Genomic DNA, 16751 nt, shown 5'->3' on the forward strand with positions numbered 1-16751 from the left:
ACGCGGAACGGACGGAAGGTGTTCTTTTCGCTCTTGCGCAGGTAGATCACCGCGCCGCACACCAGGATGAACGCGAACAGCGTGCCGATGCTCACCATTTCGCCAAGGATGTGGATCGGCACCAGGCCGGCCACGATGGCGCAGACGATGCCGATGAAGATCTGGCTCATGTGCGGCGTGCCGTGCTTGGGGTGCAGCGTCGAGAAGAACTTGGGCAGCAGGCCGTCATTGGCGATCGTGTAGAAGATGCGGCTCTGGCCGTACAGCAGCACCAGGATCACGGTGGTCAGGCCGGCGAGTGCACCGAACTTGATGAGCAGCGACAGCCAGGGCTTGCCGATGACGTCCACGCCCAGCGCGATCGGGTCCGGCACGTTCAGCTTGGCGAAGGGCACCAGGCCGGTGAGCACGGCAGCCACGGCCACGTAAAGCGCCGTGCAGATGATCAGCGATCCGAGAATGCCGATGGGCATGTCGCGTTGCGGATTCTTGGCTTCCTGCGCCGCGGTCGACACGGCGTCGAAGCCGATGAACGCGAAGAACACCACCGACGAGCCGCGCAGCACGCCGCTCCAGCCGAAGTGACCGAACTCGCCCGTGTTCTCGGGGATGAGCGGCGACCAGTTGTCCTGGTTGATGTAGCCAAAGCCGAAGCCACCACGACGATGAGCTTCACAGCCACCATCAAGTTGTTCAGGCTGGCCGATTCCTTGGTGCCGCGGATCAGCAGGAATGTCAGCGCCATGATGATGAGCGCCGCCGGCAGGTTGAACAATGCTGTGATCGTCGAGCCATCCTTCAAGGTGACGGTGCCCGGCGAATGCATGAGCGCGGGCGGCAAGTGAATGCCGAACTGCCCCAGCAGGCTGCCGAGGTAGCCCGACCAGCCGACCGCCACCGTGGCCGCTCCCATGGCGTATTCGAGCACCAGGTCCCAGCCGATGATCCAGGCGGCGAGTTCGCCCAGGGTGGCGTAGGTGTAGGTGTAGGAACTTCCGCTGACGGGAATCAGCGCCGCCAGTTCGGCGTAGCAAAGACCCACGAAGGCGCAGGCGAACCCGGCCAGGATGAAGGACAACATGATGCCGGGCCCTGCGTACTGCGCGGCCGCGGTGCCGGTCAGGACGAAAATGCCGGCGCCGATGATGGCCCCCACTCCGATTGCTGTGATGCTGAAAGCGCCGAGCGATTTGGGCAGCGTGTGGCTGCCCTCCCCGCCCGCAACGATGTCGGCCACGCTTTTGCGCGCCGTGTATTGGCTTTGTGCCATCCCTGTCTCCCTGTTTATTTGAAGTACTGAAAGCGGGCTATCCCGCCTGCAGGCGCGCGACGTTATCACGCGTCTGCGCCCTTCCAATGCCAAGATTTGCGCAGGACACAATGCCTCAAGACTTCGTCGCGCGGGAGCATCGAAAGCTTCGCCAAGGCCGGGCTCGACGTTGACAATGAGCCGACTTGATTTCCGGTCTGGACCGTCTTGAAGGGGGATGGTGACCAGCCGTCAAAATGCTCTCCCAACCCTCAAATGCCATTCACGCCATTCACGAATTCACATGACCGCATCGCACCTTGTCATCCTCACCGGCGCCTCGCGTGGCATGGGCCGCGCCATGGCCGAGCAACTGTTGCGTCGCACGGACCACGCGCTCGTCTGCATTTCGCGGCACAGCGATCCGTCGCTGGCGGCGAGCACGCCGCCGTCCGGCACCACGATCGACCAGTGGCAACAAGACCTGTCGGATGCGGCATCGGCCGCGGCGCGCCTCGGGTCCTGGCTGGAGGCCGCGCAGGAAGGGCGCTACGCCAGCGCCACGCTCATCAACAACGCGGGCGTCATCGCGCGGCCGGCGCCGCTGTCGGATGCGAGTGCGGACGACCTGCTGCGCGCGCTTCGTGTGGGGCTCGAAGCGCCGCTGCTGCTGAGCAGCGCCTTCCTGAAGGCCACGCGTTTGTGGGGCGTGCCGCGCAAGGTGCTCAACATCTCATCAGGCCTTGGCCGCAGTGCCATGGCCAGCCAGTCGCCGTATTGCGCGGCCAAGGCGGGCATGGATCACTTCTCGCGCGCGGTGGCGCTGGAAGAGGCGCAACTGCCGGGCGGCGCGCGCATCGTGTCGCTGGCGCCGGGTGTCATCGACACCGACATGCAGGCGCAACTGCGTGGCGGCGATCCAGCCAGCTTTCCGGATCGCGGACGTTTCGAGCGCTTGAAGTCCGAGGGTCTATTGGATTCGCCGGAGACTGCGGCGAAAAAGGTGCTGGCCTGGCTGGACCGGGAGGATTTCGGCAGCAAGCCGGTGGCCGACGTGCGCGAAGCCTGAATTTCAGCGCTCGTGTGCGGGCTCGGCCTCGCTGCTGACGAGTTCGGTGTCTTCGAAGGGCCGCAGGAAGGCCGAGGTTTCCTCCACCGGGCAATTGAGCCAGTCGTCCAGCCACGCGTCATGCAGCAGGGCCACCATGCGCCGCTCGGGCGCATCGTCCTGATCGGCATGGACCGTGAGGATGGCGAAGCTCTCCACGCACTGGCCTTGCGGCGAGCGCCATCCATTCCACAAGCCCGCCATGGCCAGCGCCTTGCCGTCGGCGCGTGAATGGCGAATCACGGCTCCCGTGGCGGAATCGGTCTCGAAGATGGCTTCAGCCAGCACGACGCAACGGTGGCCGCGTTTCCACGGCTGGTAGAAGTTGCGTTCCTCGAACGCGGTTTCCGCCTGCGCTTCGAACAAGGGGTCTTCGCCGTCCTTCGAGAACAAGGGGATCAAGCCCCATCGCCCGGTGCTCGCCTCGTACTGCGACAAGCTGCCGCTGCTGCCGGGGTGGTCCGCGCGAGGACGTCGAACGAAAGTTCCTGTTTGCCGTGGCCAGATCGACGCCGGCGTTGGCAAGAGGGGCACGGAATCGATACCAAAGCGCGAGACGTATTCGTCCCGATCGCGCACGCCTTGATAGTGATGAATCATCTGCCCACTGTAGGAAACCCGGCTTTGATTCGTCAATCAGCCATTGGTATGCAGATCGGCCAGGGTCTGTGCACTAATTGGCTAAAGATATAGTTTTTGAAGAAGGCGAATTAATGTTTCCCGTTCGCGTGCAGTGAGTTTGGCGCTGGCGTCCATCTCGAGTTGTGTCACCGCCTGCTCGGCTTCGCGCGTCAGCTTTTCGCCCGCGGGCGTCAGGTGCAGGCCGACGGCGCGACCATCGCGTGGATGGGCGCGGCGCTCGATGAGGCCGCGGCTGTCCAGCGCGGCAATGAGGCTCACGAGGTTGGGCGGAAGAATGTCGAGCGTGGCGCACAGCTGGCGCGACGTGGCGCCGGGGTTGTGGGCCAGCAGGCACAGCACCGAGAAGTCGACCTGCTTCAGGCCGTAGGGCGCCATGCGCTCTGCAAAGATGCCGCTGATCACGGACCATCCGCGCCGGGCGTTGTAGCCGACCAGCGTTTCAAGAAAGCCGTTGTCCAGTGCCTCGCCTTTGCCGCCACTTGCGGGGGGCGTGCTGGCGTTGGTTGATTTTTTGGATTCACGCATGCTGCAAGCTCGTTGCGGTTCGAAGACCTTTCACTCCGGGGCTTGGGACTTCGCATTCGCGGCCTCTTCGCAGGCGCGCTTGATCATTCCCAGCCGCATGTCGAATTCTGGCAAAACCCAACGCCGAAATGCCTCAGACGGCGCACGCCAGCGTGCATCGCCTGCCGGCGCCACGGTGTCGATGCGGGCCCATGCCCACGCGAGCAGTACCAGCATGACGACACGCAGGTAGTCGTCCGCCACTTCATGCGCCAGCGCGGGACTGGCGTGCGTGGCCATGGCGATCGATGTGCTCAGGTAGCGCAACTGCGCCATGCGGCGCTGCACGTCGGCATCGACGTCGCGTGACGCGTCGAGTTCGTCGCGCAGCTCGAGGAGGGTGGCGGCGAAGGCGGCGCCGGCGTCGGGCAGCACCTTTCGCACGAGCAGGTCGATGGCCTGGATCTCGTTGGTGCCCTCGTAGATCATGGCGATGCGCGCATCCCGCAGCACCTGCTCGATGCCCCATTCGCGCACATAGCCGTGTCCGCCGAAGACCTGCAGGCAGTCGCTGGCGCCGGCAAAGCCCTGCTGGCTGCAGGCGGACTTGAGCACCGGAGTGATGAAGCTGCACCAGCGCTGCGCGCGCTCGCGTGTCTTTGCATCGCCGCTGTGTTTCGCGACATCGAGCATCAATGCGGTGCGGTAGGCGACCAGGCGTGCGCCGTCGATCCACGCGCGTTGCGTGTCGAGGATGCGGCGGATGGCGGGGTGCTCCACGATCAGGTCGGCCGCGTCGTTCTTGCTACGCGATGCCGGCGGCACGGGCGCGCGCATCTGGCGGCGCTCGTGCGCGTAGGCATGTGCTTTTTGCCATGCCGCATCGAGCAGGCCGATGCCTTGCAGGCCGACGAGCAGGCGCGCCGCGTTCATCATCACGAACATCGCGTTGAGGCCGCGACCGGGCTCGCCGATGAGCCAGCCGGTGGCCGCGTCGAAGCGCATGACGCAGGTGGGGCTGGCGTGAATGCCCATCTTTTCCTCGATGCGCTCGCACTGCGCGCCGTTGCGCGTGCCATCGGCCAGGAACTTGGGCACGAGCACGAGCGACAGCCCCTTGGGGCCCGCCGGCGCATCGGGCTGGCGCGCCAGGACGAGGTGGACGATGTTGTCCGTCAGGTCGTGCTCGCCACCGGAGATGAAGATCTTTTCGCCCGATACGCGCAAGCTCCCGTCGGGCTGCGGCACCGCGCGCGTTCGCACCTGGCCCAGGTCGCTGCCTGCGTGCGCTTCGGTCAGGCACATGGTTGCGAGCCACTCGCCGGTGGCGAGCTTGCCGAGGTAGCGTTCGCGCAGCGCGTCGCTTCCGTGGTGCTTGATGCATTCGTACGCGCCGTGCAGCAATGCGGGCGCCATGGTGAAGCCATGGTTCGCGGCGCTGAGCCATTCGTAGAACACGCACTGGAGCACGGCGGGCAGGCCTTGTCCGCCATCTTCGGGCGGCGCTGCCAGCGCCGGCCAACCGGCCCGCACGAAAGCCCCGTAGGCTTCGCGAAAGCCCGGTGGCATGCGCACCGCCCCGGATTCGAAGCGGGCGCCGCTTTCATCGCCGATGCGGTTGAGCGGCGCGATGACTTCGCCAATGAATCTGCCGGCTTCATCCAGCACTTGCGTCATCAGCGCGTCGTCGACTTCCGCGAAGGGCGCGAGCCCGCGAAGCGTCGGCGTGGCGGACAGGACGTCGTGCAGCAGAAAGTGGACGTCCTCGGGGCGCGGCTGGTAGTCCATCGTCAGGAGCCTTTGGCGGTCTTGCAGGCAAAGCTGCCGGCCTTCTCGGCGTCGCCGCCTCCATAGACGGCCACGCGCGGATAGGGGCACAGGGGGCGGGTGCGGTCGGCGGCCCAGTTGGCCGGCACTTCAGCGTTCGCCACCTTGGCGCCGGCGCCGCGGCTTTGGGCGACGACCGATTCCGGGGCCTTGCCCGCTTCGACCCAATCGACGAGCGCACTGAGCATGTCGAATTGGTCGGTGGCCGGGCCGCCCGAGCAGTGGTTCATGCCCGGCACCGGAAAGTAGCGCGCGAAGGCGTCGGCCTGTCCGCCGTTGGCGGCCTGGAGTCCTTCGTACCACGCGGCCGTGTCGTCGGAAGAGAAGACCGGATCACTGGTGCCGTGATAGACCATCATCTTGGCGCCACGGTCGCGCAGTGCTTCGAGCCTGGTGGGGTTGGGCGGCGTCATGAAGGACATCGCGGATTCCGAATACACGCCGCTGGTGGCGAAGATGCGGGGCGCATCCTTGTCGAGATCGAAGCCCAGTGCGTACGCCAGGCCACCGGGCCGATCGGCCAGCGGAGGCGAGGAGAACACGAAGGCGCTGGCTGCCGGGTCGAGCGTCTGCGCGTTGATGAACTTCCATTGGCGCCAGTTGGCACCGTTGATGCCGGCGTCGAAGGGGAAGGTGCTGTAGAGCGCGGCGCCGCTGCTGTTGCGCGGGCCTGCAAAGAGCCTGGACAACGCGGTCTTCTGCGCAGCACTCAAGCAACTGCCGTCGCGTGCGCCCGTGCAGGTCGGCACCGCGGTGGCGAGGTCAAAGCGCGCCTGGCATGACTTGACGTCGGACACGATGCCGTCGGCCAATCCGTCCAGTGCATCGCATTTCGCGAGCACCCCGTCTGCGAGCAACTTGAGTTCAGCCGACGTGAAGGCGCTTTGCACGTCGGGCAGCCCGGCCGGTGTCTTTGTTGTCGCGACCGTGGCCAGTTGCTGCACGCCGTACATTTCGCCGATGGCCGCCTTCGGCAGGTTGAAGCCAGGGTCGCCCACGATGATGCCGTCGTACTGCTGCGGCAGACGCGCGGCAGTCACCATGGCGTGGCGGCCACCGTTGGAGCAGCCGCCGAAATAGGAGCGATCGGGGCCGCGGCCATAGGCCTTGGCGATGAGGTTTTTCGCCATCGGCGTGAGTTGCGCAACAGCGTTGTAGCCGTAGTCCAGGCGCGCTTGCGGGTCGACGCCGAAGCGCGGGTTCTGCGCGCCGGTGTGGCCTGCGTCGGAGCTGATCACGGCAAAGCCCATCTCCAGCGCACTGCTTCTTGGCGCGCCACCGCCAACGCCGCCGACGGCCGGCACGACCGCGCCGTCGAGGCCACCATTGGCCTGGTAGAAGAAACGCCCGTTCCATTGCACCGGCAAGCGCATCTCGAAGCCGATGGCGTAGGTGGCCCCGTCGACCGGACTCACGCGTTCGTTCACCTTGCCCTGCACCAGGCAGTGCGCCGGCGCCGCCATGGCAAGCGTGCCGACCGTGATGGTGCCGGCCGGCTCTGCGCTCAGCTTGGTGTAGACCGTGCCGGGCAGGGCTGCGCGCGCCGCGAGATCGGTGCATGCCTGAAGCGTGCCGGGCTTCGCGGCGGCAAGGCGTGGAAGCTCTGCGGCCGAACGGCCCATGCTGCCGCAGGCGGCAAGGGTAGCCGCGGCGGCAGCCGTCAGCATCAAGGCGGGCAGGGCGCCGCGGAAGGGCAATCTCATCGTGTCTCCTGGCCAGTCAAAAGATGCTTCGCTCAGGCGGCGGCGCGTGCGGCGCCGAGGTAGGTGTCGATCACGCGCGAATCGCCTGCGAGCTGCCTGGCTTCGCCCTGCAGGCTCACGCTGCCCATCTCCAGCACGTAGCCGTGATCGGCCACTTCCAGTGCAGCGCGCGCGTTCTGCTCCACGAGCAGGATGGTGACGCCGGTGGCGCGCAAGGCGCTCACGGTGCGGAAGATCTCCTGCACCACCAGCGGCGCCAAGCCGAGACTGGGTTCGTCGAGCATGAGGAGCGATGGGCGCGACATCAGCGCGCGGCCGACTGCCAGCATTTGCCGCTCGCCACCCGACAAGGTGCCGGCCTGTTGCACGCGGCGCTCCTTCAGGCGCGGAAAAAGCGCATACACCGCGTCGAGCTGCTCGCGCCACTTCGGGTTGCGCAGTCGCACCTGGCGGAAGGCGCCCAGCACGAGGTTGTCTTCCACCGGCATGGTGCCGAAGAGCTCGCGCTTTTCGGGAACGAGCGAAATGCCGAGCATCACGCGTTCCTCCAGCGAGAGACCGCCGATCGGCTTGCCCCGGTATTCGATGGCCCCCTTGGACGGCAGCACGCCCATCAGCGCGTTGAGAAGGGTCGACTTGCCTGCGCCGTTGGGCCCGATGACGGTGATCACGCTGCCCTCGGCCGCTTCGAGATCGATGCCATGCAGCACCTCGGCGCGGCCGTAGCCGGCGTGCAGGTCGCGGATCCGGAGGAGGGGAGTGGTCATGCTGGGTGCGCTCTCAATGTTCGGTGCCCAGGTACGCGGCGCGCACCTTGTCGCTTCGTTGCACCTCAGCTGGCGTGCCTTCCATGAGGTGCGTGCCGAACTCCATCACCACGATGTGGTCGCAGACGTCCATCACCAGTCCCATGTCGTGTTCCACCAGCAGGATGCTCATGCCTTCGCCGCGCAGGCTGCGCAGCACATCGGCAAGCGCCTGCTTTTCCTTGTGGCGCAAGCCGGCGGCCGGTTCGTCCAGCAGCAGCAAGGCCGGATCGGCGCAGAGCGCACGGGCGATTTCCAGCAGTCGCTGTTGTCCCATGGCGAGATTGCCGGCCTGTTCGTGCAGCAACTCGCCCATGCCGACGCGCACCAGTTGGCGTTCGGCTTCGCGAAACAACTGGCGCTCTTCCGCACGGTCGATGCGCGCCATGGCCGACAGCGCACCCTTGCGCCCGCGAAGATGCGCGCCCAGCGCCGCGTTCTCCAGCACCGTCATGTCCGGCACGAGCTTGACGTGCTGGAAGGTGCGCGACATGCCGCGCTCAGCGATGTGCCGCGATGCCATGCCGTCAACCCGGTCGCCCCGAAAGCGCACGGCGCCACCCGACAGCGTGAGCACGCCGGTGATGAGGTTGAAGGTGGTCGACTTGCCAGCACCGTTCGGGCCGATGAGCCCCACGATCTGCCCGGCGCGCGTCTGGAAGCTGATGTCGTTCACCGCCACCAGTCCGCCGAAGGTCTTGCGAACCGCCTGCACGTCGAGCACCACCTCGCCGGCCGCGGGCTTGGCGCGCGTGGGCAAGGGTGCTGACGCGTGCCAGTCGACGGCGCGCTGCGAACGCGGCAGGCGCCTGTCGATGAAGGACCACAGGCCGTCCGGCAGGTACTTGAGCACCAGCACGATCATGATGCCGAAGACGATCACTTCGTAGCTGCCGCTGGTGCCGATCAGCTTGGGAAGCAGCACTTGCAGCTGGTCTTCCAGGATCTTGACGATGCCCGATCCGGCCACAGCACCCCACACATGCGCCGCACCGCCGAGCACCGCCATGAACAGGTATTCGATGCCCATCTTGAGGCCGAAGGGCGAAGGGTTGACCGTGCGCTGGAAGTGCGCAAACAGCCAGCCCGAGACGGAAGCCAGCATGGCCGCCAGCACGAAGATGCCGACCTTGTGGCGAAGCGTGTTCACGCCCATGGCCTCGGCCATGAGCTTGCCGCCTGCCAGTGCGCGAATGGCGCGGCCGCTGCGCGAATCCAGCAGCCGGATCACCGCAAACGAAGCAGCGAGCACGAAGGTCCACACCAGGCCGTAGAACACGCGCCGCTGTCCGATTTCAAAGCCGAAGATCGACAGGCCCTTGACGCCCAGGATGCCGTCGTACTTGCCCAGCGCGTCGAGGTTGCCCATCAGGTAGTAGAGCGAGAGCGCCCACGCAATGGTTGCCAGCGGCAGGTAGTGGCCCGACATGCGCAGCGTGATGGTGCCGATCACTGCCGCGCTCACGCCCGTGATGGCCAACCCGATGAAGAGCGTGAGCCACGGCGAGAGCCCCGTGTTCACCGTGAGGTAGGCCGTCGTGTACGCGCCAATGCCCACGAACGCCGCCTGCCCAAAGGAGGTAAGCCCCGCCACGCCGGTGAGCAGCACGAGGCCGAGCACCGGCAATGCATACAGGCCGATGTAGTTGAGCTGGATGATCCAGAAGTCCGGGACCGGCAGCAGTGGCAGTGCGATCAGCACTGCGATGAGGGCGAGCGGCCCCCACTTGCGTACGGTGCTGCCGTTGGATGCTGCGGGCACGGGAGCCGAAACGATGGCGCTCATTCAATGCTCCTCGTCCGAATGGCCGCTGGCGAGCGAGCGCCACAACAGCACCGGCAGGATGATGGTGAACACGATCACTTCCTTGAACGCGCTCGCCCAGAACGAGCCGAAGGCCTCGATGACGCCAACCGACAGCGCACCGATGAGCGCACCCGGATAGCTCGCCAACCCGGCAATCACACCCGCCACGAAGCCCTTGAGCCCGATGAGGAAGCCTGAGTCATAGAAGATCGTGGTGGTCGGCCCGATCAGCAGACCAGACAGTGCGCCGATCAAAGCCGCCAATCCGAAGGTGAGCTGACCCGCGTTCTGCGTCGAGATGCCCACGAGCCTCGCTCCGAGCCGGTTGACCGCCGTTGCGCGCAGTGCCTTGCCATACAAGGTGCGCTCGAAGAAGAGCCACAGCATCACGATGAGTGCCGCCGACATGCCGAAGATGATCAGCGCCTGCCCGCTGATGTTGAGCGGCCCGAACGGAATCCGCACGTCCCAGAAGGGAGCGTTGCGAAACCCTTCAGCGCCGAAGAAGAGCAGACCGAGACCGGTCATCGCAAAGTGCACGCCCACCGACACGATGAGCAGCACCAGCGTGCTGGCACCCGCCAGCGATTGATAGGCCACGCGGTACACGAGTGGGCCGAAGGCGCTCACGATGCACACCGTCAACAAGGCCTGCACCGCCACCGGAAAGGCGCGCGGCGCCGCCCAGGCCGACACGGCCGCGATGACGGCGGGCACGATGAACATGCGCAGCGCCGCTTTCGCGCCGGCCACGACGCTTTCGCGATGGCGCCAGATGGTGACGAACTCCATCAACGCCGCGACGCCCGCCAGGATCAACAGCAGCCACACGGTCCCCGGCACCTTGCCCGTCTGGAAGATCGCCAGCGTGAGCGCGCCGTACGCCACGAACTCGCCCTGCGGAATGAAGATGACGCGCGTCACCGTGAACACCAGCACGATGCACATGCCGAGCAGTGCGTAGATCGCGCCGTTGGTGAGGCCGTCCAGCATCAGGATGCTGGCGATCGAGAAGTCCATGACAGGGCGGTCTCGTGGAGATGGGGCTTACTGGATTACCTTGAATTCGCCGTTCACCACTTGCATCATCACGCCGGTTTCGTTGGTGTAGCCCCAGTGGTCTTGCGCCGTCCAGTCGAGCACGCCATGCGCGAGCACGGTGCGGCCCATCGTTTCGAAGGCGTCGCGCAACGCGGCGCGGAACTCCGGCGTGCCCGGTTGCGCCTTCTTGAGCGCGATCGGCACGGCCTTTTCGAGCACCGTGAGCGCGTCCGTGCCGTGGCCGGCGAACTGGTTGCGCGAACCCGGGCCGTAGGCCTTCTCGTAGCCTTCGACGAATGCCAGGGCCGACTTCTTGGACGGGTTGCTGTCCGGCAGCTGCGTGCCGAGCATGGCGGGGCCGGACACGACGAAGGCGCCATCGGCGTCCTTGCCGGCGGTGCGCATCAGGTCAGGCGTCGCAGCCGCATGCGTTTGATAGACCTTGCCCTTGTAGCCGCGTTCCATGATGGCTTTTTGCGGCATGCCTGCGCCGCTGCCCGATGCCACGATCAGGATCGCGTCCGGGTTGGCCGAGGTCAGCTTGAGCGCCTGCGCCGTCACGCTGGTGTCGGCGCGCGCAAAGCGCTCGACACCGACGATCTTCATGCCGTTCTTCGCCGCCTCTTCGTTCATGGCCTTGAGCCACAGCTCGCCATAGGCATCGGTGTAGCCGAGGAAGCCGATCGTCTTCACGCCTTGCTTCTTCATTTGCCCCGCCACGGCATAGGCCATCACGCCATTGGATTGCGGCAGGCGGAAGAACCACTTGTCCTTGCCCGGCGGAAGGCCTGCCGGAGAGGTCGAGAGTTGCGGCGTTTGCGCTTCGGCCGTCACGTCGGCCATCGGAATGGCCACGGGCGTTGCAGAAGATCCCACGATGACGTCGACCTTGTCGTCGGTGACCAGGCGTTGCGTGGCCTTGACCCCGGCGGTCGGGTCGCTGGCGTCGTCCAGCACGATGAGCTTGACGTTCTGCCCGGCGATGGTCTTGGGCCAGATCATGATGGCGTTCTTGACCGGGATGCCCAGGCCCGAGGCGGGGCCCGTCAGCGGCTGCACGACGCCGACGGTGAGGTCGGCATGGGCAGCCGCCATCAGCGCGAACGAGAACAGGGTCGCAAGAATCGTCTTCTGGAACTTCATCACTTGTCTCCTCGGAATTGTTGGAAAGGCACGGGGGAAAGGCTTCAGCGCGGCGCCATGCGCAGTGCGCCGTCGAGTCGGATCACTTCGCCGTTGAGGTGGCCGTTGGTCACGATGTGGCAGGCCAGTTCGGCAAACTCCGAAGGCTTGCCCAAACGCGGCGGGAAGGGAATGGACGCGGCAAGCGATTGCTGGATCGGCTCGGGCAACTCCATCAAGAGCGGCGTGGCGAACAGGCCCGGCGCGATGGTGCACACGCGAATGCCGTGCTGCGCCAGATCGCGTGCCATTGGCAGCGTCATGCCGACCAGGCCGCCCTTGGATGCGCTGTAGGCCTGCTGGCCGACCTGTCCGTCCATGGCGGCGATCGATGCGGTGAACATCATCACGCCGCGCTCACCGCCTTCGTTGGGTTCGAGCTTGGCGCAAGCCGCGGCAAAGAGCCGGCTCGCGTTGTAGGCGCCGATCAGGTTCACGGTGACGACACGCACGAAGTCTTCCAGCGGCGCCGGTGTGCCGTCCTTGGCGACGACGCGCTTGGCCGAGCCGATGCCGGCGATGTTCATCAGGATGCGCGCGGTGCCGTGCGCGGCCGTCGCCTTGTCGAGCGCGGCGCTCAGGCTGTCGGTGTTGGTGATGTCGCACGGGCAGGCGATGCCGCCGATTTCTGCCGCGACCTTTTCCGCCAGTTCGGCATTGCGGTCGAGCACCGCGACCTTCGCGCCCAGGCGCGCCAGTTCGCGTGCGGTGGCTTCGCCGAGGCCCGATGCGCCGCCGGTGACGAGGGCGGCTTGTCCTTCGATCTTCATATGCTGTCTCCGTGAATCGTCGGGATGCTGTTGGGGTTGCTGTTGCTCAGGCGTACTTGTCGCCCACTTCTTCGCGCAGGGGGTGCGTGTCGTAGACGATGGTCATGCTGGCGATGCGATCGCTGCCGGGCCTGAACTCGAACACGTCCACGCAGGTGAAGGTCACGACCTTGCCATCTTTCAAGGTCCAGTCGTAGCGGAAATACGCGGCCACCCGCTCGATGCCGCCACCGGGCTCCACGCTTTCGAACAGGTCGATGGGCGTGATCACACTTTGCGATGAGGCACCAGCCAGCCGCGGAAAGAATTCGCTCGCCACCATCGAGCCGAGGAAGGGCGACTTGACGATGCCGTCAGGCTCGAACGTGGCGACGAGACCGGGCACGTCGGTGTCGTGCAGGCATTTCAGGTAGTGACGGATGGTCTTGATCCTGTCGATGCTCATGGCTGTCCCTGCGTGCGCGGTTGAAGGGTGAAGGGCAGTGTTCCCGCGTGCAGCGCATCGACCATTTCGGCGCGGTGCTTGAGCACGGCGCGCTGGTTGATGGAGCCCTTGTCGGTGACTTCGCCCTTGTCGATGGATGGCGGTGTGTGCATCAGGTGCGCGCGCGCAATGCGGCTGGCGCTGCCCGTCGCGGATGCCGCGAGTTCGTCGAGCACTTTCTGGAAGTGCGCTTGCACGGCATCGCTTTCGAGCACGCTTTGCAGCGGTGCATCCGCCGGCAATCCTGCGAGCCTGCGAACGGCTTGCGTCGGAAAGATCAGCGCGCCCACTTCCTTCAGGTTGATGCCGGTGAGCACCGCGTCCTGCACATAGGGCGCGCCGGCTGCGATGACCTTGGCGCGCAGCGGGCCGACGCTCACGAAGGTGCCGGTCGCCAGCTTGAAGTCTTCCGCAATGCGTCCGTCGAAGCGCAGGCCGCGATGGATGTCCTTCGGGTCGATCCACGCCACGGCGTCGCCGGTGCAAAAAAAGCCTTCCTCGTCGAAGGCCTCGGCGGTGGCTTCCGGTGCGCGCCAGTAGCCTGGCGTGACGTTCGGGCCGCGATAGCGCACCTCCGTCTTGCCATCGACATCGACCAGCTTGATCTGCAAGCCGGGCGTGGGCAGCCCGAGGTCGCCCGAGGTCACCTGCGGGCTCGAAATGTAGAGCGCGAAAGGGCCCGACTCGGTCATGCCCAGGCCTGTGCCCATGACGATGCGTTCGCCGATCTCGGCCTCCTGCGTGCGATGCAGGCTGTCCCACACCGGCTGCGGCAGGGCGGCGCCCGCGTAGAAGAACATCTTCACGCGCGACAGCAGGGTCTTGCGCAGCAGCGCGTCGGTTTCCATCGCGTTGGCAATGGCTTCGAAACCCGTCGGCACGTTGAAGTAAGCCGTCGGCGCGATCTCGCGCAGGTTCCGCAGCGTTTCGCCGATGCCGGCGGGCGTGGGCTTTCCGTCGTCGATGTACAGCGTGCCGCCGTTATTCAGCACGATGCCGACGTTGTGGTTGCCGCCAAAGGTGTGGTTCCACGGCAGCCAGTCGACCAGCACCGGCGGTTCGTCCGTGAGCGCGGGAATCGACTGGCGCAACTGTTGCTGGTTGGCGCACCACATGCGATGCGTGTTCATCACGGCCTTGGGCAGCTTGGTCGAGCCCGAGGTGAAGAGAAACTTGGTGATCGTGTCCGGGCCGGTGGCCCGCATTGCGGCATCGACGGCGGGCGTGGGTTCGGTGTCCAGCAATTGCGACAAGGGTGTGGTGCGGCGGCCTTCGATGGCGCCTTCCGCGAGCACCACTTCGATGTCGGCGGGAACGGCCTGCGCAATCGCACGGCCATAGCGCGCCGCATCGCTGGCCATCACCAGTCCGGGCGTGAGCGTGGACAGCACGTGGCGCAGTTTCTCGTAGTCCTGGCTCACGGTCGAATAGGGCGGCGAGACCGAGCAATGCGGCACGCCCGCGTAGAGACAGCCGAGCACCATCAGCGCATGCTCGATGCTGTTCTCGCTGAGGATGGCGACGGGCCTTTCGGCGTTCAGGCCGCGGTCGAGCAGTGCCTGCCCGATGCGCCGCGCCTGCTCGAGCGCCTGCGCGTAGCTCACGCGCAGCCAGTCGCCGGTGCTGCCGTCGGTCAGTCGTTCACGGCGCGCAACGAGCGTGCGTTCGGGCGCGACCTGCGCCCAGTGCACCAGCCGGTCGGTGATGCGCTCGCCAAAGGGTTCGAGCGGCATTTCCGCTTCCAGGTAGCGAACACCCGGCGCGCCGTCGCGCAACACGCCGCGCGTCACGCCAAAGACCAGCGGCCGGTAGCGCGCGGGCTGGGTCATTCCTTGCTCACCTTGGCCGCGCGGCCTTCCAGGAAGTCACGCAGGCGTTCCTTGGCTTGCGGAGCGCTTTGCGCAATGCCGGCCACGAGCGATTCGGTGAAATAGCCTTGGTCGGCCGACTGCTCCGCGATGCGCGGCAGGGCGTGCATCAGCGCGTAGTTGGTCATGGGCGCGTTTTGCGCCACGCGCTTGGCCAGTTCGATCGCCTTGTCGAAGGCCGTGCCCTCGGCAACGAGGTATTGCGCGAAGCCCAGTCGCTCGCCTTCCTCGGCGCCGTACACGCGGCCGGTGAGCATCATGTCGGTCATGCGCGGCACGCCGATCAGCTTGGGAATGCGCACCGAGCCGCCGCCGCCCACGAAGATGCCACGCGAGCCTTCCGGCAGCGCGTAGAAGGTGGTCGAGTCGGCCACGCGGATGTGGCAGGCGCTTGCCAGTTCCAGTCCGCCGCCCACCACCGCACCGTGCAGCGCGGCGATCACCGGCACCGGGCCGTATTGCACCCGCTCCAGCGCCGCGTGCCACATGCGCGAATGGTGCAGGCCCTCGACCGAATCGCGCTCCTGAAGCTCCGAAAGATCGAGGCCCGAGCAGAAGTGCGGACCCTCGCCGTCGATGACGGCGGCGCGCACGTTCGTGGGCAGGTTGTCGAAGGTGTCGCGAAGCGCGAGGATGAGCGCATCGGACAGTGCGTTGCGCTTGCCGCCCCGCATGAGGCGCACGACGGCGATGTCGTCGTGCAATTCCAGGTGGAGGTCAGGGTGGGTCATGATTGATTCCGCGGTGTGAATCGATTATGGTTATGAAAAATAACCAATTCAAGCTCGGATCGAGCCTTCGGCCCTAGTACATACCCGAACACGGAGACGCAGCATGGACATTGCCAATCTGATCGCCATTGACACCCACACCCACGCCGAGGTGAGCTGCTGGAATCCCTTCGACAACTACGGCGAGGAATACGACCGCGCGGCGGACAAGTATTTCCGCTCGAGCCGGCGGCCCTCCATTCAGGAAAGCATCGACTACTACCGCGAACGCAAGATCGGCTTCGTGATGTTCGGCGTCGATGCCGAGGCCAACATGGGCCGGCGCCGCATTCCCAACGAGGAGATTGCCGAGGCCGCGCAGAAGAACCCGGACGTGATGATTGCCTTTGCCAGCATCGATCCGCACAAGGGAAAGATGGGCGCGCGCGAGGCGCGGCGGCTGATCGAGGAATACGGCGTGAAGGGCTTCAAGTTCCACCCCACCGTGCAGGCCTATCACCCTTATGACCGCATGGCCTGGCCCATCTACGAAGTGATCGCGGAGTTCAATTTGCCGGCGGTTTTTCACACCGGACACAGCGGCATCGGATCGGGCATGCGCTGCGGCGGCGGCCTGCGGCTGGAGTACAGCAACCCCATGCACCTTGACGACGTGGCGATCGACTTTCCGGACATGCAGATCATCATGGCGCACCCCAGTTTCCCGTGGCAGGATGAGGCGCTGTCGGTGGCCACGCACAAGCCCAACGTGTGGATCGACCTGTCGGGCTGGAGCCCCAAGTACTTTCCGAAACAACTGGTGCAGTACGCCAATACGCTGCTGAAAGACCGCATCCTCTTTGGCAGCGACTATCCGCTCATCACGCCCGACCGCTGGATGAAGGACTTCGAGGAGGCCGGCTTCAAGCCCGAGGTGATGCCCGGCATCCTCAAGGGCAATGCGGTCAGGCTTTTGAAACTGGGCTGAAACCCGTTGAAACACGATGAGGCGCTAGACTGACTCCCCGAATTTCGACGCCGGCGGCTCTT

14 protein-coding genes and 1 pseudogene are annotated in these 16751 nt (G+C 65.7%); 2 read left to right on the plus strand and 13 right to left on the minus strand.

Translation table 11 applies throughout. The features are described 5' to 3' along the window. Positions 1–2: 2 nt before the first annotated feature. Positions 3–1270, minus strand: a pseudogene (locus QTI66_RS39600) (amino acid permease); the annotation flags it as partial. Positions 1271–1553: 283 nt separating this feature from the next. On the opposite strand from QTI66_RS39600, the gene QTI66_RS23010 reads away from it, so the two are divergent. Next, complete coding sequence (locus tag QTI66_RS23010; protein WP_286562258.1) at positions 1554–2318, plus strand: SDR family NAD(P)-dependent oxidoreductase; 765 nt, start codon at positions 1554–1556, stop codon at positions 2316–2318. Positions 2319–2321: 3 nt separating this feature from the next. On the opposite strand, the gene QTI66_RS23015 is transcribed toward QTI66_RS23010, so the two are convergent. The 12 genes from QTI66_RS23015 to QTI66_RS23070 all read right to left on the minus strand — a co-directional run bounded on the left by QTI66_RS23015 (position 2322) and on the right by QTI66_RS23070 (position 15722). Further along, a complete protein-coding gene (locus QTI66_RS23015; RefSeq protein WP_286562259.1) occupies positions 2322–2957 on the minus strand; it encodes an SOS response-associated peptidase family protein in 636 nt (211 codons plus the stop codon). 81 nt (positions 2958–3038) lie between these two features. Beyond that, positions 3039–3524 (minus strand): MarR family winged helix-turn-helix transcriptional regulator, encoded by a 486-nt coding sequence (locus QTI66_RS23020; protein WP_286562260.1) that lies wholly within the window; start codon positions 3522–3524, stop codon positions 3039–3041. A 30-nt stretch (positions 3525–3554) separates the two neighbouring features. After that, complete coding sequence (locus QTI66_RS23025; RefSeq protein WP_286562261.1) at positions 3555–5291, minus strand: acyl-CoA dehydrogenase family protein; 1737 nt, start codon at positions 5289–5291, stop codon at positions 3555–3557. Between the two features lie 2 nt (positions 5292–5293). Beyond that, complete coding sequence (locus tag QTI66_RS23030) at positions 5294–7033, minus strand: tannase/feruloyl esterase family alpha/beta hydrolase (RefSeq protein ID WP_286562263.1); 1740 nt, start codon at positions 7031–7033, stop codon at positions 5294–5296. A 32-nt stretch (positions 7034–7065) separates the two neighbouring features. Next, positions 7066–7800, minus strand: a complete 735-nt coding sequence (locus QTI66_RS23035) for an ABC transporter ATP-binding protein (protein WP_286562264.1) — start codon at positions 7798–7800, stop codon at positions 7066–7068. A 13-nt stretch (positions 7801–7813) separates the two neighbouring features. Next, the gene (locus QTI66_RS23040; RefSeq protein ID WP_286562265.1) at positions 7814–9625 is read right to left on the minus strand and encodes a branched-chain amino acid ABC transporter ATP-binding protein/permease; all 1812 of its coding nucleotides are present in this window, start codon (positions 9623–9625) and stop codon (positions 7814–7816) included. Continuing rightward, entirely contained in the window at positions 9626–10666 is a 1041-nt protein-coding gene (locus QTI66_RS23045; protein WP_286562266.1) for a branched-chain amino acid ABC transporter permease, read from the minus strand. Between the two features lie 27 nt (positions 10667–10693). Further along, a complete protein-coding gene (locus QTI66_RS23050; protein ID WP_286562267.1) occupies positions 10694–11830 on the minus strand; it encodes an ABC transporter substrate-binding protein in 1137 nt (378 codons plus the stop codon). 44 nt (positions 11831–11874) lie between these two features. Continuing rightward, positions 11875–12639, minus strand: coding sequence for an SDR family NAD(P)-dependent oxidoreductase (locus QTI66_RS23055; protein ID WP_286562268.1), 765 nt, complete (start codon positions 12637–12639; stop codon positions 11875–11877). A 46-nt stretch (positions 12640–12685) separates the two neighbouring features. Next, positions 12686–13084 carry a nuclear transport factor 2 family protein gene (locus QTI66_RS23060; RefSeq protein WP_286562269.1) on the minus strand — a complete coding sequence of 133 codons (399 nt, stop codon included), beginning with the start codon at positions 13082–13084 and terminating at the stop codon, positions 12686–12688. After that, positions 13081–14952 carry a feruloyl-CoA synthase gene (locus tag QTI66_RS23065; protein WP_286562270.1) on the minus strand — a complete coding sequence of 624 codons (1872 nt, stop codon included), beginning with the start codon at positions 14950–14952 and terminating at the stop codon, positions 13081–13083. Before QTI66_RS23065 ends, QTI66_RS23060 begins: the two co-directional genes overlap by 4 nt. After that, positions 14949–15722: a crotonase/enoyl-CoA hydratase family protein gene (locus QTI66_RS23070; RefSeq protein ID WP_286562271.1), complete on the minus strand. Its 774-nt coding sequence runs from the start codon at positions 15720–15722 to the stop codon at positions 14949–14951. The genes QTI66_RS23065 and QTI66_RS23070 overlap by 4 nt, the downstream gene beginning before the upstream one ends. 103 nt (positions 15723–15825) lie before the next feature. On the opposite strand from QTI66_RS23070, the gene QTI66_RS23075 reads away from it, so the two are divergent. Then, positions 15826–16689: an amidohydrolase family protein gene (locus QTI66_RS23075; protein ID WP_286562272.1), complete on the plus strand. Its 864-nt coding sequence runs from the start codon at positions 15826–15828 to the stop codon at positions 16687–16689. Positions 16690–16751 lie beyond the last annotated feature (62 nt).

It is taken from the genome of Variovorax brevis, from assembly GCF_030317105.1.
GTDB lineage: Bacteria > Pseudomonadota > Gammaproteobacteria > Burkholderiales > Burkholderiaceae_C > Variovorax > Variovorax brevis.